Origin of the sequence: Streptomyces hiroshimensis (assembly GCF_014650335.1) — a bacterium.
In the GTDB taxonomy this organism is placed as follows: Bacteria; Actinomycetota; Actinomycetes; order Streptomycetales; family Streptomycetaceae; genus Streptomyces; species Streptomyces hiroshimensis.
The window spans coordinates 49,416-71,665 of the sequence record NZ_BMUT01000014.1; the positions used below are offsets into that span (position 1 = coordinate 49,416).

The window sequence follows — 22,250 nt, forward strand, 5'->3', positions numbered from 1 at the left end:
CGGGAGCGGACGGCCGCGTGCTCCGCCTGCCGGCGCCGGACCGGTCCCCTTTCAGGTGAAGGGGGCGGCCCCGCCGGTCCGTGGCCTCCCGGCGCAGGGAAGGGGAATGCCCGTCGACGCTGACGAGGGAGAACCCATGCCGACCGACGATGTCGCGCGATTCCTGCATGCCCTGAGCCCGGCCCACCGCGAGGAGGTCCGGCACCAGCCGCGCGAGCGGCAGGAGAAGCTGGCCGCCGCCTGGGAGAAGGAACTGCGGGAGGACACCGCCCTCGACACGCTGAGCGAGCTGTCGCCCGCCGCCGCCGAGAGCGAGGCGGCCAGACGGGTCATCGAGGGCCCTTCGTAACGGCCGGGGGACCGCGAGGTCACGGGGCGCGCCGCACCGTACGCCGCGCCCCGGCGTGGACCCGCAACACCGGGTCGGGGCCGGTCGTCGCTCCGTCAGGAGCCGGGGCACCGCTTCCAGGCGAGGTGGTAGACGAGGCGGGCGTCGCTTCCGTCGGTCGATTCCAGCGTCAGGAAGCTGGTCGTCGTCGAGGTGTCCGAGGTGCCGGCGTTCACCCGCAGGGCGAAGGAGAGGTTGAACGCCTGCGACACGGAGCACGGTGCGTAGACGACGGGGTCGGGGGCGCCGGACAGCTGCCAGTTCTCGCTGACCGGGCCGGTGAAGGTGCGCTTCCGGGGTGCGGGCGGGGTGCCCTGCACGTAGTTGTCGACGGTCACCTCGCCCGAGGCGCCTTTCGCCAGGTGCACCATGCCCGCGTAGTCCGCTCCGTCGAGCGCGTACGTGTATCCCTGCGGCGGGTGGACGGACAGCCGGACCTGACAGCTTTTCAGGGAGTCGGACGGCTTGGAGCCGAGGCCCACCTGGGCGATGACGCTGCCGAACGTGATGGTGAAGGCCGCGTTGTCCGGAGCCACGGCCACGGCCACGGTTCCGGCAGGGCATCCCGCACCGTTGACCGTCGCCACCTCGATGAGCACCCTGCCGGGCGGCGGATCCTCCGCCGCGGCAGCCGCCCGGGGCGTGAACGCCGTGGCGGCGAAGGCCGCGGCCGCACCCATGGCCGTCAACGCTCTGAACATGGAGCCCCCACTCGCTCGCGGACCCGCCCGACGAGGCTCATGGCACCACCGGCACCGGGGCCCGTACAGCTCAACTCAGGTCAACCTCACTGCCGTTCGGCCGGGGCGGGCGGTGGCCGATTTGCGGTGGGGACCGGGGAGCCGGCGTGGCCTAGCGTGTGGTGAGCGCTGCGGCCCGCTCTTCGGGAGGAGCTCGGATGACAACGGCGAAACGCGGACCCGGCGCGTACGAGCGCGCCTACGAGTGTGCCTACGAGCACGCCTACGACCGTGACAGGCTGCGGCGGTTCCTGTCGGGAGAGGCGGTGGGGGAGGGGCTCTCCCGCCGGGGCGTGCTGCGCTTTCTGGGAGCTGTGACGGGGCTCGCCGTCACCGGCACCGGGGCCGGCATCGCGACCGCGGCGTCAGCGACCGCCGAGTCAGCGACCGCGGCGTCAGCAGCCGCGGAGTCAGCGGCCGCGGATCCGCGGGCACCGGGGATCATCAAACCGCTGCCCGCCGAACTGCTGACGGTCCGGGGCACGAACGCGGAGACGAACTGGGCGGCGCTGCGGGGCACGGGCTACCACACGCCGGTCGACCGGTTCTTCGTCCGCAACCACACGGCGACGCCCGTCCTGGACCCCGCGCGGTGGCGCCTGACGGTGTGGGGCAGCGGGCTGCGCGGCGGCGCGGTGGAGTTCTCGTACGCGGACCTGCGGGCGCTGCCCGCCGTGACGTCGAGCGCGTGCCTGGAGTGCGCGGGCAACGGCCGGAGCTACTTCACCACCCAGCAGGGCGACCGGGTCACCGGCACCCCGTGGACGATGGGTGCCGTCGGAGCGGCCCGATGGCGGGGCGCACGGCTGTCGGACGTCCTGCGCCTGGCGGGACTCTCGCCGCGGGCGGTCGACGTGATGCCGCGCGGCCTGGACGCGGCGTTCGTCGCCGAAGGGACGGACCACGGGCGGGTGCGCCGGCCGATGCCGGTGGCGAAGGCCCTCGACGACGTGCTGCTGGCGTACGAGATGAACGGCCGCCCGCTCGTGCCCGACCACGGCCGGCCGGTGCGACTGGTGGTGCCGTCCTGGGCAGGCGTCGCCTCGATCAAGTGGGTCGGGGACATCGAAGTGTCCGACCGCCCGCTGTTCTCCCCGTGGAACACCGTCTTCTACCGGCTCTTCGGCCCCGCGCACCCGCGCGGCGGCAGCGCGCCGCTGACCCGCCAGCCGGTCCGCAGCGCCTTCGAGCTGGCTCCCGGCGCGGTGTTCGCCGCGGGCCGCGGGCACCGGCTGACGGGGCGCTCGTGGTCGGGGCACGGAGGGATACGCCGGGTGGAGGTGAGCACGGACGGCGGAGGCACGTGGCGGCAGGCCCGCCTGCACGACGCCCCGCACCCGGGCGGCTGGGTGCGCTGGAGCACCACCTGGCACCCGCGGGGCACCGGCCCCGCCCACCTGCTGGCCCGGGCCACGGACACCTCCGGCAACACCCAGCCCGCCCGCTCCGTCCCCAACGAACAGGGCTACTTCTTCGACGCGGTGGTCCGCCACGCCGTCGAGGTCGTCTGAGCGCGCCGGAGACGGTGCCACGGCGGCGGCCCGGGCCGCCGCGCTGCGGCCGGGTAGGGTCCGTGCTCATGACCGAACCGGACTTCCTGAGCACGACCCGGGCGTTCTACGACGCCGTGGCCACCGACTACGCCGATCGTTACCGCGATTCCCTTGCCGCCCAGCCGCTGGACAGGGCGATGCTCGGGGCCTTCGCCGAGCTCGTGCAGGACGCCGGTGCGGGAGCCGGGGCGGACGCCGGTGCGGGAGCCGGCGCGGGAATGGTGGCCGACATCGGGTGCGGTGAGGGCCGCGTGACGGCACACCTGAGCGCCCTGGGGCTGTCCGTGTACGGCATCGACCTGTCGCCGCAGATGATCGCGCTGGCCCGGCGGACGCACCCGGAACTGCGCTTCGAGGTGGGCTCGATGACGGCGCTCGACATACCGGACGGCACCCTCGCCGGCGCCCTGGCCTATTACTCGATCATCCACACCCCGCAGGAGCTGCTGCCGGAGGTCTTCGCCGAGTTCCACCGGGTGCTGGCCCCGGGCGCCCACCTGCTGGTGGCCTTCCAGGTGGGTGACGAGCCCCTGCACCTGGACCGGCCCTTCGGCCACCCGGTCTCGCTCGACTTCCACAGGCGGCAGCCGGACCGCATCGCCGAGCTGCTCGGCCGGGCCGGACTGGTGATACACGCCCGGCTGGTGCGCGAGCCCGGGGAAGGCGTGGCCGAGCCTGCGCAGGCCTGTCTGCTGGTCCGGAAGCCGTCCTGACGCCGTAAGTCCCGGAAGCCGTCGCCGCTGCCGCGCGACCGAAGGACTAGGCCCGGCGGCGCGGACTCTGGTCCCCGGGCCCGATCCGGAGTCACGCGGGCCTGCATAGCGTGTCCGGCATGGACACCGACACCACCGACACCCCCGACACGAGCGGTGTGCTCGACGAAGCGCTGCAACGCCTGCACGCCTCGGGCCCCGAGCGGCTCGGGCGGCTCACCAACCACGCCCCGATGGTGGCCGAGGCGCTCGTGGCACACGGGCAGCAGGCCGCGGTGCACCGCTGGCTCGACCGCTACGAGGACCTCCTGGAGGACTTCCCCGCCCCGGTGGCACCCGTCACCGACGCCGACTGGGCCGCTGCGCTGGGGGATCCCCGCCGGGCCGCCGACTGGATCGCGTACTTCACCCGCGCCCTGTCCGAGGACGGCTGGAGGAGCCTCCTCGCGACGTGGTGGCCGCGCCTCCTGCCCGGGATGTGCGGAGGATCCACCCATCCCGTGATCCGGACGGGCCACGCCGTGCGCGCCCTCCTCGACCACGGGGAGACCGAGCCCCGGCTGGCCGAACTGGCCCACGCCCTGGGCTACTGGGCCGCCCGGCACCACCCGCTCCCCGGCATCACGTGGCTCCCCGGCGCGACGGACGCGGACGATGCCCTGGACGCCGTGCCCGCGATCCGTGTCCGTGAGGGAGGCTTTCCCACCCGGCTGGCCCTGGTCGGCGGCCTGCCGGCCTGGTCCGGCGACGTGACCGGCCCCGACGCGGCCCGGCGGGGGCTCACCGAGCTGGTGCGCGCCGCGACCCACCGCTACGCCACCCACGGCCACGGCGATGCCACCATGCTGGTCCACGCGGCCACGGCCCCCAACGCCGTACTGCGCAGCCTCCGCGCCCTCCCGCGCACCCTGTGGGTGCCGAGCCTGCACGCGGCGTGGAAGGCATCGGCCGCCGTGACGGCGATGTACGCCCCGGCGGAGCCCGTCCCGGCCGTGCCTCCCCGCCGCATCTCCGCGGGAGAAGTCGTCGAACGCGCCCTGGCACACGGCGACGAACACGTCATCAAGCTCACCGACACCGCGCTGGACGTCGGCGACGAACAAGCGCTCGCCGCAGCTCTGCGCGCTGTCGAACTGAGCGCCCCCGCCCGCTGAAGCCGGACACCGGGCCGGTGTGGCTGGTGGGGCCGGTCGGGCCGGCGAGACGGAAACGGCCCGCAGTTGCCGAGCCGGCACTCGTTCGGCCCAATACGTGGTGCGCCATTCGGGGTATGTGACATGTGGTACCCGGCCGGTATCGGTGTCTCGGATCCGGCGCGCTCGCTTCTCGAGCACCCGCCCGGCGTACGGCAACAGGGGGCGAGATGACCACACCCGCATCGATCCGCATTCTGCGCGGCACCGATCTGCTGGACCTCTCCTTCGGCTTTCCGGGGCTGAAGTTCGACGACCCCACGGGGAGGCGGCGGCTCGTCCGCGCGGATCCGCAGCGCGAGGGGCTGCTGGTGGTCACCTTCGGCCCCCAGCACGTGGTGGAGCAGGTCTTCAGCGATCAAGTGCCGGGCGAGTCCAGGGACCTTCCGGTGGACTCCCGGATCAGCGGCAGGAGCGTGCTGGTCTTCGAGGTCGGGCCGCAGGACTCCATCGCCTACACCGAGGACGGGCTGCTCGACGCCATGCGCAGGCTCCCCATGCGTGTGGTCGATGCGGCCCGGGAACCCGAGACGGCACCGCTCGCCCTCACGATCCGGCCGGCCGGCGGCACTGCCGATATCGGCAGCGATGAAAGTGACGGCAGTGACGGCAGTGACGGCGACGGCCGGAGCGCCACGGCCAGGACCGTCGCCCTGGTGCAGCTCCTGCGCACCACCGCCGAGCTGACGGCCCGCTACGGTCTCGACGCCACCCTCGAAGCCGCCGCCGCGGCGGGAGCCGTGATCGAGGCCTCGACCGCCGCCCCCCAAGGCACAGCCGCCCCCGAAGGCACCGCCGTCCGCGACGACACCGTCCCCGAAGGCACCGCCACCTCCGAGGACGCCCCCGCCGCGCCGCCGGTGATCCGCCCTCAGGACCCCCTCGCCGACCCCGGCCACCCCGCCACCGGCATCGAACTGCCCTACCGCCTCTACCTCTCCCCCTCCCAGAAGGGCCGGTGGATCCACCGTTCGGCGATCACCGGCCCGGGCCCGGGGGAGCGCGTCGAGCTCTGGCACACCCGGCTGAACGGCGCCACGGTGCGCGCGGTGTGGGACAGGGAGGGCGGCCGTACCCCGGGCCCCGTCGAGCCCTCCCCCTTCAGGGAGCCGATGACGCCGCGGGACCGGCACGACATCGTCGAGCTCACCGCGAACGGCGGACTGCTCAAACCCGACGGGCAGCCGTACCTGCCGAAGCCCGTTGACGTGAACAACCTGATGCTGTCGGCGGTGGGCGGCTGGCTGGACAGCCTCGGCACGTGGCCGGAGCGCCCCGCGGGCGTCTCGCTCTCGGAGTGGCGCCACCGCGCGTCGATGGGCCGGGACCACTACGTCAGGGTGATGCGGGAGGGCTACCTGTGCCCGTTCGGGCACAAGGCAGTCCGCGTCGAGGTCACCGAGCGCAAGTTCGGTGATCCCCGCGGCACCTATCTGATCAAGCGGGTGTTCGTCGTGGTCCGCCAGCCCCTGCGCACCTACGACCCCGGCACGCCCCTGCCGGCCGGCCCCGCGGCGGACAGCGACCTGGCGAACGTGCTCTTCCCGTTCACCAGCGTGCGGATCGACACCGTGGTGACGCCGGATCTCCTCCCGCCCGCGGACGACAAGAAGTTCTTCCCGGCGACCGGCTCCGAGAACCCCTACCGGTTCAAGATCACCGCGGTCGACCACTCCGGGCGGATCGTGGAATTCCGCACCCCGCTCCTCTTCCTCGACGAGACCAAGGCCTTCGGCAGCGAACTCGCCGCCGCCGTAGCGGAGTACAACCGCCTGGACCGGAACCCGCCCACGGCCGCGACGGCCGCCGCCGCGGTGGAGGTCCCCACCGAGACCGGCGCCGACCTGCTCGGGCAGTCCGTGGCCCTCGCCCCCTCGGCGAAGCCCGGCGACACCCGGCTGGAGGTGGCACAGATGGTGTGGGGCATGGCGGCGCCACCGGCCCTGGCCGGTCCCGGCCCCGGAAATCCGTCCGTGTCGCGGAACGCCCAGTTCGTCCCGCAGCTCCGCTGGGCCTACGCCAATGTGCCCGCGGTCAGCAGCCTCTCCGGCGCCGACGCCACGGTGCCGGTGGCCTACGCCAGGCGCTACGCCCTCTCCGGCTTCTCGCAGGCGACGGACCCCGTCCGCCGGGCCAACAAGGGCCAGGTCTTCCTCAGCCTCCTCACCCCGGCCGGCTCGCCGCTGAAGCTGGACTTCCGCAATCAGCGCGACCGCTCCGGAGGGCTCTCGGCGCCGAGCATCGCCGTGGCGGGCCTGTCCCGGCTGACGGGGCCCGTCTCCGGCGTCGCGGCCGCCGCGGGCGGGGACCCGCTCGAAGCCCTCGCGAACGGCACCTTCCAGCCGGACGGGTTCTTCCGCCCGCTGGACGGCCTCGACACGATCGGCCCCAACCTGCTGGGCCTGATCCCGCTGGCGAAAGTGATCAAGGCGGTGGAGGGGCTCGGCAAGCCCCTGAACGTACCGAACTTCTTCACCGAGACCATCACCGCCGTCACCGGCTTCCTCTCCGACCTCGGCCGCGTCCGGGAGCTGATCGACCACGAGATCGACCGCTACCCGGCCGCGGCCCGCCGCGTCGTCGGCACCGCGGAGGCCTTCGTCAGGACCGTCGGCGACTTCATCGCCGAGAGGCTTCCCGGCCGCCCGCCCCCCACCACCCAGATGCGGGACGTCGACAACGCCTTCAACGCCTTCGCCGCAGCCCTGACCGACCTGCTGAACACCCTGCCCGCCGACGCCGACCCCGGCGTCCGGGCCCTGCTGAACCGCGTCCGGCAGCAGGTCGCGACCTGGACCGCCGCCGCCGGGCAGGCGATCTCCCTCCGCGACGCCGTGGAGAAGACGGCCCTGGGCGCCAGGCTCCCCGAGACCGTCAACGCGCGCCTGGAGTGGAGCCCGGCGATCCAGAAATACCCGTCGGACCTGCCGGTCTTCGTCCCGGACGAAGGCGGCCGCTTCTCCGTCGTGGTCGACCTGCGCGGATCGCTGCGCCCGGACCTGTCCGTCGGCGCGGACGTCACCTGCAGCCTGGAGAAGTTCAGCCTCCTCCTCGTGCCGGCGTTCAACGCCCTGCAGCTGTCGTTCACCCGCGTCCGCTTCAGCGCCCGCGCAGGCAAGAAGGCCGACATCGACGTCGTCCTCAAGAGCGTCGACTTCATCGGGCCCCTGTCCTTCGTCCAGACGCTGCGCCGCCTCATCCCCGTCGACGGCTTCAGTGACCCGCCCGGCATCGAGGTCACACCCTCGGGCATCACCGCCCGCTACGCTCTGCCGCTGCCGAACCTCGCCATCGGGGTGTTCAGCCTGGAGAACCTGCGCCTGGGCGCCTACCTCGACCTGCCGTTCATCGGCCGGACGGTGGAGATCGGCTTCTTCTTCTGCACCCGCCAGGCCCCCTTCCGGCTCACCGTCTCCCTGCTCGGCGGCGGGGGCTTCTTCGGCATCGTGCTGACCCCCGAGCGGGTGGCGGTGCTGGAGGCGGCCCTGGAGTTCGGCGCCGCGCTGTCGATGAACTTCGGGGTCGCGAGCGGAAGCCTGTCGGTGATGGCGGGCATCTACTACCGCCTGGAACTACCCTCCAACGAGTCCCGGCTGACGGGCTACTTCCGGGCCCGGGGCGAGGTCGACGTCCTCGGCATCGTCTCCCTCTCCATCGAGATCTGCCTGGAGCTGACCTTCGAGCCGCCGAACACCGTCTCCGGCCGGGCCCGGATCTCCGTCAGCGTGCACATCGGGTTCTGGTCGCAGTCGGTCACGATCGAATGCGAGAAGCGCTTCGTGGGCTCGTCAAGCTCCCTGAGCGCGCTGACCGGTGAGGCCGCCACGACCGGTGAAGCCGCGCTGCCGGGCGAGGCCGCGCCGGCCGCGGCGGCGCCCGGCGCCGGCCGTCCGGTCACCTTCGCCGAGATGATGGCGCCCTACGCCGACCCGGTCACGGGCATCCGGCGCGACCCCGTCGCCGAGTACTGCACCGCCTTCGCGGAAGTGAGCTGAGCCATGCCCGAGACGATCCGGTGGACCGTACTGCCCGACGGCCCGGCCGCCGACGGCAAGCTCCGGCTGACCGTCCTGGTCAGCCCGCGCCTGACCGGCGGGGACACCCTCAGGGCCTTCCCGGGCTTCCTGGACTGGCCCGGGACGCTGCGCACCTACGCCGCGGCCCTCCAGGTGGAGTTCAAGGGCCCCGGCGGGACCGTGACGGTGCCCACCGAGCCGCAGACCGGGCGCTTCCCGCCCGCCGACAGCGCGCTGTGGCCCCAGCTGTTCGGCCCCGACACGAAGGTGAGCGCGCCCGGCGGCGCCCTGGCCGCCGCCCCCCAGGGGCCGCCCACCCTGCGCTCGTTCCCCAGCCGGGCCGTCCACGAGCAGGTCAGGGGACTGTACGAGGCTGCGGTGACCGCCACGGCACAGCGCCGGGCGTTCCCCCGCAGCGGCGGATCCGAGCAGCGCGGCGCCTCCGCCGGCCCCGATGCCGGTACGGACGCCGCAGCCGCTCCCGCACCGCAGGGGAGCTGGGACCATCCCGAGCCGGGCGACCTGCTGGGCAACCTCACGGGCACCATCCTGGGCTTCTCCCGGGACGTGGCCACCGGTTACGGCCGGCTCGACAGCCTGATCCGCGGCACCCCGGGTACGCCGGGCACATCCGACCCGTCCGACCCATCCGACCCGTCCGGCGGCAGGCCGCACGCAGCCCGGGCGGCGAACCCCTACCGGCCGCTGTACATGGACCGCAGCAGCCCCCAGTACCGGGAGGACCACGCCCTGCTGGGGCTCGCCGAGATGTACCGCTTCTACGACCGCGCGAGGCCCGCGCGCCCGCCGGCCCCGGCCCCGGCCTCCGGCACCGGCGCCGGCCCGGACGACGGAGCCGCCGCCGATCCGCCCCCACCGCCCCCGCCACCGGTACCCCCGGACCTCGACTTCCACGCCGCGTGCGCGCTGCTCGCGGACTACCCGGAACTGCTGCGCCGCTTCGGCCTGGCCCTCGACCTGCTGGTCACGCCCCCGCCCGGGCTCGCCGACCGGTGGCAGGCACGGGTGTCCTTCACCGCCGCGCAGGGGCGGCTGAACGCCGACGAGAGCCTGCGGCCGTGGACCGCGCTGCGCCACGTCGAAGGCCGCCGCTTCGAGGCGTACGCGGCCGACGACGGGCTCTACGGCCACCGGATGATCAAGCTGGGAGCCGACGAGGTCCACACCCTCGACCTCGACGTGGACGGCGCGGCGATGAAGTACGTGGAGTTCTCCCGCGTCCTCGACCAGCTGCTGACCCGCGCGAGCGATCCGGCCAAGGCGGCCTCCGGCGACCCCACGGCGCTTCCGGCGCTGCACGGCGCGGGCCTCACCGTCCTCTACGAGAGCCGCGACGCCTCGCTCGCCGACCAGATGGAGGCCGACGCCCGCCACACGGCCGGAGTCGGTCCCGACGGCAACCCGGTCGCCGCGGCCGTCCTCGACGCCGCCCACCTGGTGCGCGGCTACCGGGTCGACGTCGGCGTCGTCGACCCGGCGACGGGCCGCGTCGCCGCCTGGTCCCCCCTGTGCGCCCGTACCGGCGAGTACGCCCTCCGGCGCGCCGGGCAGCCTCCCGTGCCCATCACGGCCGGCCCCGACGAGGGCCACGTCAAGGCCACCGCCGTCACCCACGACAAGCAGGGCGCCAACCAGCTCTTCGTCCACCAGGCCCTCTTCGGCTGGCGGGGCTGGAGCCTGGCCGCGCCCCCGCCCGGCCGGACCATCGGCGCGGACAACCTGCCGCGGGTGCCCGACCCCGAGGTCTCGGACCGCTTCCCGCTGGACGCCACGTTCCGGCCGACCGCCGGGACCCTGCCCGCCCTGCGCTACCGCCGCACCTACCGGCTGCGCGCCCGGCTCGTCGACCTCGCCGGCAACAGCCTCGGCCCCGGCGCCCCGGCCGTGGAGGGCACCGCGACCGACCCGGTCACCTACGCGCGCTGGGAGCCCGTCCCACCGCCCGCGATCGTTCCCAAATGGCCCTTCCTGGAAGGCGAGTCGGAGCCGCGTCTGGTCATCCGCAGCACCGTCGACGAGCACGGCCTGGCCATGTCACCGCTGGAGTGGGCCCAGCGCCGCAACGCCGAGGTGCCCGACCACGGGCCGGGCGACCCCCTCGACGGCCCGGACCGGCGCTACCGCCACTTCGACGAACGGCACATCAGCCCGCCCAAGTCCTCGCTGCTCATGGCCGAGGAGCACGGGCAGTACGACGGCGTCTTCGGCCCCGGCAAGCCGGACGCCGTGCGCGAGGCGTACTTCGCCGCCGCCTCCCGCGAGTCCGGCACCTACCTCGACACGGTCGTGCGCCTGGCCGAGAACCCGCGCGTCACCCGCGACCTGAAGGCACGTCACGAGATCCACGTCGTCAAGCACAACCCGCACGACACCTCGGCGCTCACCGAGCTCCCCGTAGAGCGCGGCAGCGGCCTCAAACAGGGCGAGTACGTCATCCACGACGCCGATCAGCTGCTGCTGCCCTACCTGCCCGACGTCCTGGCGCGCGGCGTCTCGCTGCGCGGGCTGCCCGGCCCGAACCCCACCGAGACGTACGAGTTCACCGGGCCCTGGCCGCAGGCACGCCCGCTGCGGCTGAGGATCGAGGAGGGCGACGGACCGCCGTCTCCGCCGCTGGGCGGCGTCGTGACCGTCTTCCTGCCCAAGGGCGAGACCGCGACGGTCCGCATGAGCTGCCGGGTCGACGCCGCGGGCCTCGGCGTCTTCCGCATCTGGCAGCTCCTGACCGGCTCGTCGCTGTGGCAGGACCCGGTGCGGCTGCCGCAGCAGAAGAAGGACGAGCTGACCGCCGCGGCGGCGGCCGGCGAGAACTGGATGATCACGCCATGGGTGGACGTCACCCTGGTGCACGCCGTGGAGCGGCCGCTGGAGCCCCCGGTGCTGGGCGAGCTGTCGTTCTTCCGCGAGGAGGGGAAGACCTCGGCCGAGATCTCCGGCACCGTGCACTGCCACGCGAAGAGCACCGGCCGGATCGACCTCGACGCGACGTGGACCGAGTGGCACGACGACGTGACCGAGCCCGCCCCGCAGCGCATCACCGGGCAGGCCCACGCCGGCGAGGTCACCGTGATGCCCTTCGAGAACGACCTGCGGATCGGCGGCTTCCGCCACGAGGTCCGGCACGAATTCCGTGACACCCGGCACCGCAACGTCACCTACACCCCGACCGCGACCACCCGCTTCCGGGAGTACTTCCACCCCGCGATCACCGACCGGACCGAGCTGATCACCAGCCGGGGGCCGGCCGGTCAGGGGCCCTCCGGCAACGGCTGGCCGGTGCTCAGCACCCGCCGCCCCGAGCCGCCCGAGGCGAGCCACCTCGTGCCCACCTTCGGCTGGGAACGCACCGTCGACCACGCACGGCACCAGGTCACCCAGGTCCGCCGGCACGCCGGGGTCCGCGTCTACCTCAAGCGCCCCTGGTTCTCCTCCGGCGACGACGAACTCCTCGCCGTCGTCCTCGACCCGGGCAGCCGCCTGCCGGCCGAGCTGGTCACCCGGTGCGGCATCGACCCCGTGTGGGCGGACGACTCCGTCCTGCCCCGCCTGCGGCCCGCCAACTTCCCGAACGCCGAGCGCACCGCCACCGGCGTGCTCGCCGAGCGCGTCGACGGCGCCCCGGTGACCGTGCCGCTCGTGGCGTTCGCCCCGGAGTTCGACGGACGGCTGGGGCTGTGGTCCTGCGACATCGACGTGGACCTCGGCGACCTCGCCGACAGCCCCGCCTACTTCCCCTATGTGCGACTGGCCCTCGCCCGCTACCAGCCGTGGTCCCTCGACCCGCTGCACCTGTCGAAGGTCGTGCTTTCGGAGTTCGTCCAGCTGCTGCCCGACCGCAGGGTCACCGCCGCCATGACGGCGGGCAACCAGTTCCGGATCGAGCTGAGCGGCCCGGCCGCCGCCGACGCCGCAGGCGAGTTCGCGGGGACGGGCCGGGCCGCGATGGCCGCGAGCCGCCGCGTCGTCGCCACGGTGCAGAAGCGCGGCAGCGGAACCGGGGACCTGGAGTGGACGGCCGCCGGCTCCTCCCTCGAACTGACCTGCACCGCGCGCGGCACCGGCTTCGTCTGGTCCGGCGAGCTCGCTCCGCCGGCCACGGCGCTGCTCACCGAATACCGCCTCCTGATCGAGGAGTACGAGACGTACCTCACCGACCCGTCCACGGCCACCGGTACGATCACGGCCGGCGGCACGACGCGTCCGGTGGGCCGGCGGCTCGTGCACGCCGACTACTTCGGCCTGACGGTGACGCTGCTGGGGCGGATCGTCCTTCAGGAATGAGAAGGAGACGGGGTGTGTGACGGGCCTCACGTCCCGTCGGCTGGACCTTCACATATATGTGAGGGTTCCAGGATTCACGTCATGACGATAAGCGAAACAGAGCGGCCCGTTGATTCCGTAGTCGGTGCCGGTGCCGGTCAGGAGAAGCAGGAGAGGCTCCCGCTGGCGGCGCTGCTGGCGCTGGCCACGGCCGTGTTCATCACGAGCCTGACGGAGACGCTGCCCGCGGGCGTGCTGCCCGCGATGAGCCGCGACCTGGGAGTGAGCGAGTCCGCCGCCGGGCAGACGGTGACGATCTACGCGATCGGTACGGCCCTCACGGCGATCCCGCTGACCGCGGCCACCGCCGGCTGGCGGCGCAAGGGACTGCTGCTGACGGCGATGGCGGCCTTCGCCGTCGCCAACACCGTCACTGCGGTCTCGGCGGACTACCTCCTGACCATGGCGGCCCGGAGCGCGGCCGGCGTGGCGGCGGGCCTGGCCTGGGCGCTGCTGGCCGGGTACGCGCGCCGCATGGCGCCGGTTGCCCTGCAGGGCAAGGCGATCGCGATCGTGATGACCGGCATCCCGGTCGCCCTCTCGCTGGGTGTGCCCGCGGGCACCTTCCTGGGCAAGGCGCTGAGCTGGCAGGTGGCGTTCCTGGTCATGACGGGGCTCACCCTCGCCGTCATCGCGTGGATCGTGGCGACGGTGCCCGACTACCCCGGGCAGGAGCGCGGTGAGCGCGAGCCCGTCCTGCGGGCCCTGAAGGTGCCCGGCGTGGCGCCGGTCCTCTTCGTCGTGACCGTCTTCGTGCTGGCCCACACCATCCTCTACACCTACATCGCCACCTTCCTCGACCGGCTCGGCATGGGCGGCTCGACCGACCTGGTGCTGCTGGTCTTCGGCGCCGCCTCCCTGCTCAGCATCTGGATCGTCGGCGTCCTGATCCACCGCCGGCTGCGCGCGCTGACGATCCTCAGCGCGCTGCTGATCGCCGCCGCGGCGGCCGTCCTGGCCTTGCTGTCCGACAGCCCCGCGCTGGTCTACGCGGCGGCGGTGCTCTGGGGCCTGGGCTGGGGCGGCGCTCCGACGCTCCTGCAGACCGCCGTGGGCGACGCGGGCGGCGAGCAGGCCGACGCGGCGCAGGCCATGCTCGTCACCCTGTGGAACGTGGCCATGGCCGGCGGCGGAGTCGTCGGCGGCGTCCTCCTCGGGCTGTGGGGCACCACCTCGTTCCCCTGGAGCGTGCTGGTGCTGCTGGTGCCGGTCCTGGCGGTCGTGCTCGGTGCCCGGGCGCACGGCTTCCCCGCCGCACGCGCGCGTGCGAACTCGTGAACGCCGCACGGCACATCACGGCCCCGCGAAGACCCGGCCGGGTCCTCGCGGGGCCGTTCCCCGCTCTCCGTTATGCTCGAACCGTCACACGTGTGTCAGGGGTCAACTCGACGGACTGCGAGGGTGAATGATGCGGATCGGAGAGCTGTCGGAACGCACCGGCACGTCCCGCCGGCTGCTGCGCTACTACGAGGAGCAGGGGCTGATCGTCTCCGAGCGCTCCCCGAACGGCTACCGCCACTACGACGAGCGCCTCGCGGACCGCGTCCTGCAGATCAGGGGGCTGCTCGACGCCGGGCTGCCCACGCGCATCATCAAGCAGATCCTCCCGTGCCTGGACAAGCCCCGCGTCATCCACTTCCCCGACGCGACACCGGAGATGCTCGCCACCCTCGAACTCGAACGCGACCGCATGACCGAGCGCATCGAGTGCCTGATCCGCAACAGGAACGCGGTGTCCGAGTACTTGGACACCGTGCGCACCAACCGCCGGCCGGACGTGGCAGCGTGACATACGCGCCCGGGACGTGGACCGCCGGGGACGCCGGCGTGCTGCAACTGCCTTCCGGACGCCTCGTCAGGGGTCGTGGACTGCGCCGGCCCCTGCCCGGCGGCCCGGCTCCCTCCTTCGCGGTGTACCTGCTCGGAAAGCAGCCCCCCGAGGTCCCGTGGGAGACCAGGTGGCTGCGCTGGCCCGACTTCCGGCTGCCCAGTGATCCTGCGGACGCCCGTGCCGCCTTCCGCGAGGCGTGGACGCGATCCGCGGCCGAGCGCGTCGAGATCGCCTGCGGCGGCGGCCGGGGCCGGACCGGCACGGCCCTGGCCTGTCTCGCCGTCCTGGACGGGGTCTCCGCCGGTGAGGCCGTGGACTTCGTACGCCGTCACTACGACCGGCACGCCGTCGAAACCCCCTGGCAGAAACGCTACGTGCGCCGCTTCACCGCGTGACGGCCCTGAGCGCCAGGCGGCAGCGCGTACTCACGTCCCGGACCGGCCCGATCTGAGTACGGAGACGGATGTCCGCCGGTGGGCGCGGTTCGTAGCGTCTGTCACATGGAGAACACCAGCACCGCGTCCGACACCCCCGCTTCCACCCCGCCCTCCGCCCCCGGCCCGATCCGCCCGGCCGTGCCCCCGCGGCGTACCGCCGCCGACTGGGTCTGGCTGGTCGTCGTCGCGGCGGCCGTCATCGCCTTCGGTGCCTTCGCCGGTGTGCTGGGACCGCTGCTCGCCATCGCCTGCGACTCCTGCCAGGACGGCATCCGCGGTCCGCTGCGCTTCGACGGGGTGTTCGCCGCCGTGTGGGGCCTGGTGCCGCTCGTCACGCTGGGGACGGTGGCCGGCATCTTCCTTCCCCGGGGCGGCGCCCGGGTGGGCGCCTACGGACTGGGGGCGCTGGCGCTCCTGCTGACGGTGATGCTGATCCTCGGCCGCATCACGGCCTGACCCGGATCCGTGCCGTGGCGGGACCGCCGCTACCGTACACAGGCGATCCCGGCCGGAACCAGGCCCGGACCGGAACGAAAACGACGAGGAGCAGTCCCATGCACGCGGCAGCCCAGGACGAGGCGCACGACGAGTTCTTCCCGCTCGTCCCGGCACCGCAGGACGGCTCACGCTGGCAGGCGCCCACCGATCTGGAGCAGTACCTGTACAAGCTGAGCCGGGCGGACAACGCGTACGCGTACCTCCGCACGCTCGCCATCGAGGGCGTGTACTACCCGGTGCGACTCGACCAGGCGCAGGCCGCCGGCGAGGACGAGCACCCCATGCTGACCATCGAGACCCCCGACGGGCACACCGCGGCGCAGGTTTACACCCCCGGCCTGCTGCCGCGGCCGCACCCGTTCCTCGTCTACGAGTACGCGACCCTCGGCGCGCTCGCGCAGATCGTCCCCGAGGACGTGGGCGTCCTCGCCGTCAACGCGGCGACGCCCTGCGAGCAGTACTTCCTGATCAGCGACGACGAGCGCGAGGTGTGGCTGGACCTGCACCACGAACTGTTCTCGTCCGACGCGCTGATGGACCGTGTGACGACCCGGCGCACCGGCGCCCCCGCGCCCGGCCCGCTGCTGCACGGCCTGGCCTGCGGGGCGCACCTGTGCTACGCCAACGGCGACGCGTGGAACACCCTGCACTGGCACGGCATGGGCTACCGCGGCGAGGTGGAGCGGATCGCCGACAGCTGGGGCGTGCACGGCCGCGAGGACTGGCTCTCGGTGCAGGAGCGGCTCCTCGACCGGGAAGTGAGCCCCTGGTACTGGGACTTCGTCCTGGGGGCGCGCACCGCGCTGGCCCGCGCGCGGGGCGGCCGCGTCGATCCGGGGGAGTGGCGCGACACCGTGGAGACGACGCTGCGTGTCCGCGCGCAGGAGTCCGGGAACGCCGGGGACGGCGACGCCGAGTTCGCCGGTTTCGTGGCGCACCTGCGCGCCCTGGTGGGCGAGGTGCTGCGCTACGAGGCCCGCTTCCGCGCCGACGGACTCCTGCCGCCCGACGGCTTCGTGGACACGATCGCCGCCTGGGACATAGGCCGCGCCTCCAAGATGGCCCGCTGGGGCCGCGGCGCGCGGTATGCCACGGAGGCCGAGATGCACGCGGCGATCGAGCGCGCGTCCGGGGAGGCGCGGGCCGCGTACGACTCGTGGGAGGAGTTCTCGGCCGGTTACGTCCTGGGCCGGTGCCTGCACTTCGACGAGGAGGAGTTCGGCCCCTGGTACACGACGGTCCTCGACGCCCACCTGGCGCTGACCACGGACCCGGAGAGCCCGTGGCGGACGGTGCCCTTCAAGGACTGACCCAAGGACTGGCCCAAGGGCTGGCTCATGGACTGACTCAAGGGCTGACGGTACGGCGGCGCACCACGTAGGCGAAGGGCACGGCCACGAGGGTCGCCGCCGCCAGGGCGGTCAGGGCCACGAGCGTGGGGTTGACCCAGGCCGGGACGATCTCCACGCCGTTGCAGACCGTGCTGAGCGGGAAGAGGCTGGAGGAGTCCGGGTGGTCCCTGTCGCCCATGGTGAACATGCAGGTCTTGTCTCCCCAGAGCCCGGGCGAGTACGTGCCCTCCGCGTAGCTGAAGATCAGGAACGCGGAGCTCAGCGCCGCCAAGGACACCAGAGCCAGCGGTTTGGGGCTCGCCAGACGGGGCCGGTGCCCGCCCCGGAGCCGCCGTGCGGCGTGCACGGCCAGGTGGATGAGGGCCGCCGCAAGGATCACCATCGTCGGAATGATGAAAACGAAGAACATGCACCATGATCACATGTGCCCTCCGGGCCGCTCGCCCCGCAGACACCCGGAAGGCCCAGCTTCACCTGCGCGGCACGGCCCTTCCGGGAGAGCGTGAGGGTATGGAGACGACGCCGCAGGGGCTCGCCCGGCCTGTCGGCGGCACCGGGCCGCCGCCGCTGGTGCTGGTCGCGGGGGCCACGGGCTACATCGGGGGCCGGCTGGTGCCGGTGCTGCTCGGTGCCGGATACCGGGTGCGCTGCCTGGTGCGCGACCCCCGGCGGCTGCGCGACCAGCCGTGGGCCGGCCGCATCGAGGCCGTCCAGGGCGACGTCACCCGCCCGGACACCCTCGACGGCCCCTGCGAGGGCGTCGACGTCCTCTACTACCTGGTGCACGCGCTCGGCACCGGAGCGGACTTCGAGGAGACCGACCGCCGGGCGGCCCTCGCGGTGGGCAGGGCGGCGAAGAAGGCCGGGGTGGGCAGGATCGTCTACCTCGGCGGGCTCGCCCCGCGGCAGGTCGCCGAGCGCGACCTCTCGCCCCACCTGCGCTCCCGCTCCGAAGTCGGACGCATCCTGCTGAACAGCGGAGTGCCCACCGCGCAGCTGCGGGCGGCCGTCATCATCGGCTCCGGCTCGGCCTCCTTCGAGATGCTGCGCTACCTCACCGAGCGGCTGCCCGTGATGGTCACCCCCAGCTGGGTCGCCACCCGCATCCAGCCCGTCGCCGTGCGGGACGTGCTGCGCTGCCTCCTCGCCGCCGCCCGGCTCCCGCCGGACGTCAACCGCGGCTTCGACATCGGCGGCCCGGACGTGCTGACCTACCGGCAGATGATGCTGCGCTACGCCGCCGTGGCCCGCCTGCCGCGGCGGCTCATCGTGCCGGTGCCCGTCCTGACCCCCGGCCTGTCCAGCCTCTGGGTCGGCCTCGTGACCCCGGTCCCCGCCTCGATCGCCCGCCCGCTGGTGGAGTCCCTGCGCCACGAAGTCGTCTGCCGCGAAAACGACTTCGCCCGCTACGCCCCCGGCCCTCCCGAGGGCCTGATCGGGTTCGACGAAGCGGTACGCCTCGCCCTCAAGCGGGTGCGCGACACGGACGTGGCCACCCACTGGTCCTCCGCCTCCCTGCCCGGCGCCCCCAGCGACCCGCTGCCCTCGGACCCGGCGTGGTCGGGCGGCACGCTCTACGAGGACCGCCGCGAGGCGCACATCGAGGCCCCGGCGCGCGAGCTGTGGCGCGTCGTCGAGGGCATCGGCGGCGAGAACGGGTGGTACTCCTTCCCCCTGGCCTGGTCCCTGCGCGGCCTGCTCGACCGGCTGGCCGGCGGAGTGGGCCTGCGCCGCGGCCGGCGCGACCCGTACGCGCTGCGCCTGGGCGACTCGCTGGACTTCTGGCGCGTGGAGGAGATCGAACACGGCCACGTGCTGCGGCTGCGGGCGGAGATGCGGCTGCCCGGCCGCGCCTGGCTGGAACTGACCGTCACGCCCGAGGGGCCCTCGCGCTCCACGTACCGGCAGCGGGCCCTCTTCCGTCCCCACGGGCTGGCCGGGCACGCCTACTGGTGGAGCGTGGCCCCCTTCCACGCGCTCGTCTTCGGCGGCATGGCCCGCAACATCACACGGCGTGCCCTGCAGGAAGCGGCCCGGCCCGGGCTGGAGTGAGCCGTGAAGAGCCCGGGCCGGCCGGCGGAGCGGCTACGAGCTCCGCGTGCCCGTCACGGCGGGCCGGGGCGGTCGTCGATGACGATCACCGTCCGCTGCCGCTCCCGGCCCCGCGCCGCCTGTCCCTCGCCTTCGCCGCCGTCCGGGCGGACGGTGTCCACGACCTCGGCGATGCGCTCGTAGAACTTCGTGGCCAGCGCGCAGTCGCCGGGATCACCGCCGGGGCCCTGATGCCTGACGGCGTCCAGGGCGGTGAGGATCGCCATCAGACTGCGCCCGGACACGATGACGCGTGTCCGGCCGTCGTCCCCGGCCGAGACCTCGCCGGGAACCCTGAAGTGGGCGTTCCGTGCGGCCTGCTCCACGATGAACGCCCAGCTGTCGCGGTGGCACACCAGCTCCGCGGCGCCGACGCCCGCGGCCCTTTCCAGCCGTTGCCCGGGCGTGGCCTCATCGGCCTCCGGTTCCGCGGCCGGGCCGGCTTCCGCCGCTGCGTGCGCCGGAGGGGCGAGGAGAGCATTCCGGGTTGTCCGTCCGGCCTTGCGCGGCCCGGTGCGGCCTTCGGCGGCCTCCCGGCAGGCGGCCCGCAGCTCCTGCCGCAGCGCCTCGTTCTCCCGGCGGGTCGCGGCGACGTCCTCGCGCACCAGGCTCAACGCGCCCCGCAGCTCGCGCAGCTCTTCGTGCAGCTCACCCAGCCTGCCGCCCAGACCGCCGCCGAGTTCCTGACGCAGCTCGCCGTTCTGCCGGCGCAGTTCCTGAAAGCCGTCCCGGAGAGCCCTGCTCATCTCGCTCTGCAAGCCGGCTATGGCCTCTCCGAGCTTCCTCAGCGGCTCCTCGTCCGGCGATTTCCTCCACCTGATCATGCGGCTCCCCGTCCCTGCGGCCAGTCCGGTGACCGGAACCGTTCAAGGATCCCGGCCCCTCCGCAGAGGAGGAGAGAAGTCCGTTAGGGGTGGCTTGTTCCCTCTGGTGGCCGTCCGGAACCGCCTGGTTGCACCGGCCGCTCCCTGCGTCACCGAGAATGCCGGGATGCGCGCGATACCTGACCGACCCTTTCTCGAAGCCGGCTGGCCGTACTGGGCCGGGGTGAGCGCCGACGGCGTCTGGCTGGCCGCCAAGGCCTCCGGGGAGGGACCGGGCGGCGGGCCGCGGGTGGCCGTCTACCGGAAGAGCGACTTCTCCCTGTGGGACCTCGTGGAGGTCGACCACGACGTGGAGGCCTTCTCCTTCCATCCCGTCCTCCCTCTGCTCGCCCTGGTCACCGAATGGGGCGAGGAGGAGGACCGCGTGGGCGGCCTGTTCCTCTACGAGCCGCACACGCGGCGCCGCGTCTCCGTCCCCGTCACCGGCGCGGGGATCACGGGGGTGCGCTGGCTCGACGAGCGCAGGCTCAAGGTGACCTTCTCCCTGCCGGACCTCTCCTACGAGCGGGACGGCGAGGACGGCTACGCGCAATGCGTCATCGAGCGCGACGTGTGGCCGGGTGTCGAGGCCGGAGAGATCGACCTCGGGGTGCGGGAGGCCGTGGCGGCCGAGGACGTGGACTGGGGCCCGCCGCTCGACCCCGGCTACCGGCCGGGCGACCATCTCGCCGCCCTGGCCGCCGAGGCGGGGATGACCTGGACGTACCGCGACGACGTCATGGCGGTGGAGGCGCTGCGGGACGGCCGGGTGATCTGCAGCCTGCTCCGCACGAGCCTGCTGGAGTGCTGGTCGCCCACGGGCTCCCTGCTGTGGTCCGTGCCCGTGCCCGAGGGCACCTTCGACCAGCCCGGCTGCCAGGTGTACGTGGCGCCGGACGAACACACGGCATGGACCGTCGTTCTCCTCGGTGACAGCTCCCACAGGCGGACGCTTCTCCAGCGGATCGACCTCGCGGACGGCACGGTCATCGCCGAGCGCTGTCTCGACTTCCCGGCCAGGCTCTCCGCACGGGCCGACGGTGCGTGGGCGGCCCGTGACGCGCGTGACCGGTACCGGCTGGACCGTGAGCCGCCCTCCGGAGCACCGGTGTTCACGCCTGCGGGACGACAGCTGGGCACGGTGGCGCTGGGGGAGTACGACGCCTCGTCCGCGTTCGACATCCGCCGCTGCCCGCACCTGCTCTTCCTGCAAGGCGCCGGTGACGGGCCGAGCCCGGAGAAGTGGGTGGTGGAGGCCTCACCCAAGGGCGTCGAGAACCTGTTCCCGCTGCGGTGGGAGGAGTGCCCAGCGGGACCGGTCGGCGGTGGGCCCGGGGTGTACGTCCGGGACGCCCTGGGGCCGGGGATCGTGCATGCCGTGGCCACCACGGAAGGGTCGTTGCTGCTCCGCCGTGCGTTCCCCCACGGTGAGGTGGTGTGGGCGCACCGCACGGACGCCGAGGTCAGGGCGGTGGACGCAGGCGGCGGGCTTCTCCACGTCGTGACCGGTGCGAAGGAACTGCTGACCTTGCGCCCGGCCGACGGCGAGGTGACAGCCCGTCAGCCCACCGCCGTGGACGGGCACGACTTCACTCCGCGGAGCCTGAGCGCCGCACCGGGCGGGGGCGTGTTCATCGGAACGGCGGAGGGACGGATCCTCGTACTCGAACGGCCCTAGCTCTCTACCCCTGGCTCTCCACCCCTGGCTCTCCACCCCTCAGCTCTGCACTTCGCGGACCCAGGCGGTGAGCCCCGCCACGAACCCCGCCCGCTCGTCGGGTGTCAGCCCGTCCAGGGCGCGCAGCAGCGGCTCGGTCCGCCGGACGATGAAGGTTTCGAGCGGCGGACGGAACTCCTCGGCCAGGGACACCAGGACACGCCGGCGGTTGGCCGGGTCCTCGGCCCGTTCCACGATCCCGGCCCGGCTCAGGCCGCCGACCAGGTCGCTGGCGGTGGGCAGCGAGACCTGGAGCCGCCGGGCGATCTCACTGACCGTCAGCGGCGGCCCGGCCAGCAGCTGGGGCAGGACAGCGCCGTGACGGGGTGTCAGTCCATGGGTCTCCATTGCCTCGCGCAGTGGTGCCGGCATCAGGCCCCGTACCACCGCGCCGCGGTAGAACGGCTCCAACAGCGGTACCAGGCCGACGACTTCGAGCTCGGCCGGTGTCGGCTTCCGTGAGGGCTTCCCGGATTCTGGGGTGTGCTGCATACTACGAGTGTATATGGTTTTGATC

Annotated in this window: 17 protein-coding genes; 13 read left to right on the plus strand and 4 right to left on the minus strand. The window is 73.4% G+C overall.

Going from position 1 to position 22,250, the window contains the following annotated elements:
* Nucleotides 1-136: 136 nt before the first annotated feature.
* Nucleotides 137-349, plus strand: a complete 213-nt coding sequence (locus tag IE241_RS27575) for a hypothetical protein (protein ID WP_190024562.1) — start codon at nucleotides 137-139, stop codon at nucleotides 347-349.
* A gap of 95 nt (nucleotides 350-444) precedes the next feature.
* Here IE241_RS27575 and IE241_RS27580 read toward each other — a convergent pair whose 3' ends face one another.
* Nucleotides 445-1,089 carry a DUF4360 domain-containing protein gene (locus IE241_RS27580; protein WP_190024563.1) on the minus strand — a complete coding sequence of 215 codons (645 nt, stop codon included), beginning with the start codon at nucleotides 1,087-1,089 and terminating at the stop codon, nucleotides 445-447.
* A gap of 197 nt (nucleotides 1,090-1,286) precedes the next feature.
* Here IE241_RS27580 and IE241_RS27585 point away from each other — a divergent pair, with 197 nt between their 5' ends.
* The 10 genes from IE241_RS27585 to IE241_RS27630 all read left to right on the plus strand — a co-directional run bounded on the left by IE241_RS27585 (nucleotide 1,287) and on the right by IE241_RS27630 (nucleotide 17,020).
* Complete coding sequence (locus tag IE241_RS27585; protein ID WP_190024564.1) at nucleotides 1,287-2,639, plus strand: sulfite oxidase; 1,353 nt, start codon at nucleotides 1,287-1,289, stop codon at nucleotides 2,637-2,639.
* A gap of 68 nt (nucleotides 2,640-2,707) precedes the next feature.
* Entirely contained in the window at nucleotides 2,708-3,394 is a 687-nt protein-coding gene (locus IE241_RS27590) for a class I SAM-dependent methyltransferase (RefSeq protein WP_190024565.1), read from the plus strand.
* A gap of 119 nt (nucleotides 3,395-3,513) precedes the next feature.
* A complete protein-coding gene (locus IE241_RS27595) occupies nucleotides 3,514-4,548 on the plus strand; it encodes a questin oxidase family protein (protein WP_190024566.1) in 1,035 nt (344 codons plus the stop codon).
* A 209-nt stretch (nucleotides 4,549-4,757) separates the two neighbouring features.
* Nucleotides 4,758-8,582: a hypothetical protein gene (locus IE241_RS27600; protein WP_190024567.1), complete on the plus strand. Its 3,825-nt coding sequence runs from the start codon at nucleotides 4,758-4,760 to the stop codon at nucleotides 8,580-8,582.
* A 3-nt stretch (nucleotides 8,583-8,585) separates the two neighbouring features.
* Nucleotides 8,586-12,905: a hypothetical protein gene (locus IE241_RS27605; RefSeq protein WP_190024568.1), complete on the plus strand. Its 4,320-nt coding sequence runs from the start codon at nucleotides 8,586-8,588 to the stop codon at nucleotides 12,903-12,905.
* Between the two features lie 81 nt (nucleotides 12,906-12,986).
* A complete protein-coding gene (locus IE241_RS27610; RefSeq protein WP_190024569.1) occupies nucleotides 12,987-14,222 on the plus strand; it encodes an MFS transporter in 1,236 nt (411 codons plus the stop codon).
* 130 nt (nucleotides 14,223-14,352) lie between these two features.
* On the plus strand, nucleotides 14,353-14,733 hold the full coding sequence (locus IE241_RS27615; RefSeq protein ID WP_190024657.1) for a MerR family transcriptional regulator: 381 nt from the start codon (nucleotides 14,353-14,355) through the stop codon (nucleotides 14,731-14,733).
* Between the two features lie 38 nt (nucleotides 14,734-14,771).
* A complete protein-coding gene (locus IE241_RS27620) occupies nucleotides 14,772-15,170 on the plus strand; it encodes a protein-tyrosine phosphatase family protein (RefSeq protein ID WP_229899893.1) in 399 nt (132 codons plus the stop codon).
* A gap of 105 nt (nucleotides 15,171-15,275) precedes the next feature.
* Nucleotides 15,276-15,668, plus strand: coding sequence for a hypothetical protein (locus tag IE241_RS27625; RefSeq protein WP_190024571.1), 393 nt, complete (start codon nucleotides 15,276-15,278; stop codon nucleotides 15,666-15,668).
* Between the two features lie 98 nt (nucleotides 15,669-15,766).
* The gene (locus tag IE241_RS27630; RefSeq protein WP_190024572.1) at nucleotides 15,767-17,020 is read left to right on the plus strand and encodes a DUF1266 domain-containing protein; all 1,254 of its coding nucleotides are present in this window, start codon (nucleotides 15,767-15,769) and stop codon (nucleotides 17,018-17,020) included.
* A 37-nt stretch (nucleotides 17,021-17,057) separates the two neighbouring features.
* On the opposite strand, the gene IE241_RS27635 is transcribed toward IE241_RS27630, so the two are convergent.
* On the minus strand, nucleotides 17,058-17,444 hold the full coding sequence (locus tag IE241_RS27635; protein WP_190024573.1) for a hypothetical protein: 387 nt from the start codon (nucleotides 17,442-17,444) through the stop codon (nucleotides 17,058-17,060).
* A 128-nt stretch (nucleotides 17,445-17,572) separates the two neighbouring features.
* Here IE241_RS27635 and IE241_RS27640 point away from each other — a divergent pair, with 128 nt between their 5' ends.
* The gene (locus IE241_RS27640; protein ID WP_190024574.1) at nucleotides 17,573-19,114 is read left to right on the plus strand and encodes an SDR family oxidoreductase; all 1,542 of its coding nucleotides are present in this window, start codon (nucleotides 17,573-17,575) and stop codon (nucleotides 19,112-19,114) included.
* 53 nt (nucleotides 19,115-19,167) lie between these two features.
* Here IE241_RS27640 and IE241_RS27645 read toward each other — a convergent pair whose 3' ends face one another.
* Nucleotides 19,168-19,977 carry a hypothetical protein gene (locus IE241_RS27645; RefSeq protein ID WP_190024575.1) on the minus strand — a complete coding sequence of 270 codons (810 nt, stop codon included), beginning with the start codon at nucleotides 19,975-19,977 and terminating at the stop codon, nucleotides 19,168-19,170.
* 166 nt (nucleotides 19,978-20,143) lie between these two features.
* On the opposite strand from IE241_RS27645, the gene IE241_RS27650 reads away from it, so the two are divergent.
* Entirely contained in the window at nucleotides 20,144-21,694 is a 1,551-nt protein-coding gene (locus IE241_RS27650) for a hypothetical protein (RefSeq protein WP_190024576.1), read from the plus strand.
* A 39-nt stretch (nucleotides 21,695-21,733) separates the two neighbouring features.
* Here the strand turns inward: IE241_RS27650 and IE241_RS27655 are convergent, their stop codons facing one another.
* Nucleotides 21,734-22,225 carry a MarR family winged helix-turn-helix transcriptional regulator gene (locus IE241_RS27655; RefSeq protein ID WP_190024577.1) on the minus strand — a complete coding sequence of 164 codons (492 nt, stop codon included), beginning with the start codon at nucleotides 22,223-22,225 and terminating at the stop codon, nucleotides 21,734-21,736.
* Nucleotides 22,226-22,250 lie beyond the last annotated feature (25 nt).